This window comes from Dietzia maris, from assembly GCF_014144855.1.
Classification (GTDB): Bacteria; Actinomycetota; Actinomycetes; order Mycobacteriales; family Mycobacteriaceae; genus Dietzia; species Dietzia kunjamensis.
In genome coordinates this window covers 1-1,224 of the sequence record NZ_JAALDN010000487.1, presented here as the reverse complement: position 1 = coordinate 1,224, position 1,224 = coordinate 1, and the positions used below count along the sequence as shown (strand labels likewise).

Here is a 1,224-nt window from a genome sequence, read left to right as displayed (position 1 = left end):
ATCTGACCGGTCCGGATGGTTCGCTTGAGGATGCGACCGGTTCGCTGACCGGTCCGGATGGTTCGCTGGCCGGGGGCTCCACCGCTGAGGGCTCCGTCGCCGAGGGTTCGACCGTCATTGTCGAGGGTTCGCTCGGGGACTCGGGCTCCGACGCCGGCGACCTCGCGACCCTCGGCTCGCTTGCCGCGGCCGGCATCGGCATCGGCATCGCCGTCTCCGGTGGGGTCAACCTCCCGCCGCTGCCGGAGATCAACGTGGGCGCCGTCTGCCAGCTGCCGCAGGAGGCCATCGACTTCCTCAAGTACAACGGCTCCATGGAGCAGGATGAGTGCGAGCCCGAGGAGGAGCAGAACTGAGGTTCTGCCCCATCCACGCTGACTGAGTCAGCAACCGGATAGCACTTCGGCGATCCCCCGTCGACCACACGGTCGGCGGGGGATCCGTCATTTCACCCGGCGGATTCCGCGGCCGATACGCTCGCCGGCATGGCCACTCCCGACTTCGTCCTCGAGCTCCGCAAGCACGTGGGAACCGCCCCGCTCTGGCTCGCCGGGGCCACCGCCGTCATCCGCGACCCCGCAGCCGAGCGGGTCCTGCTCGTGCGACGCAGCGACAACGGCTGGTGGACCCCCGTCACCGGCATCGTCGACCCCGGCGAGCACCCCGCCGACACCGCGGTTCGCGAAGCCCGCGAAGAAGCGGCGGTGACCATTCGCGTCGACCGCGTCGCCTCCATCGGCGTCTCCCGGATGGTCACCTACGGCAACGGGGACCGGGCGCAGTACATCGACCACACCTTCGCCTGCACTTACCTCGGCGGCGACCCCCATCCCGCCGACGGCGAGAACACCGACGTCCGCTGGTTCGGCGTGAACGACCTGCCTGACCTGAGTCCGCACATGCTCGCCCGGATCGAGGCCGGCCTGGCCGACGAAGAACGCGCCCGCATCGCGACCACCACCGAGGGCCCGGTCGCCGGGTAGGTCCCTGTCGGAGGTCCGCTCTAGAATCGGGCCATGTCCGCCGACCGCCTCCGCGACGAGGCCCCACCCGTGGTGACCGCGGTCGTGGGCATCGTGGTGGCCCTGGTCAGCGGCGTGTTCGGCATCAGCGCTCACGGGTTGGCCGCCGGCGCCGCGGCCGGCTCGCCCACCTCGGGCGAGATCCTGATGGTCGCGGCCGCGAGCGTGGGCATCGGAGCGGTCACCGCCGCGCTGGCCCGCC

The 1,224-nt window shown here is 71.2% G+C and carries 2 protein-coding genes and 1 pseudogene; all 3 read left to right on the top strand.

Going from position 1 to position 1,224, the window contains the following annotated elements:
- The coding region (locus G6024_RS15070) for a hypothetical protein (protein ID WP_478213498.1) at positions 1-356 on the top strand (356 nt) is incomplete at its 5' end.
- A gap of 129 nt (positions 357-485) precedes the next feature.
- Positions 486-983 carry an NUDIX hydrolase gene (locus G6024_RS15065; RefSeq protein ID WP_159149077.1) on the top strand — a complete coding sequence of 166 codons (498 nt, stop codon included), beginning with the start codon at positions 486-488 and terminating at the stop codon, positions 981-983.
- Positions 984-1,016: 33 nt separating this feature from the next.
- A pseudogene (locus G6024_RS15060) lies at positions 1,017-1,224 on the top strand (hypothetical protein); the annotation flags it as partial.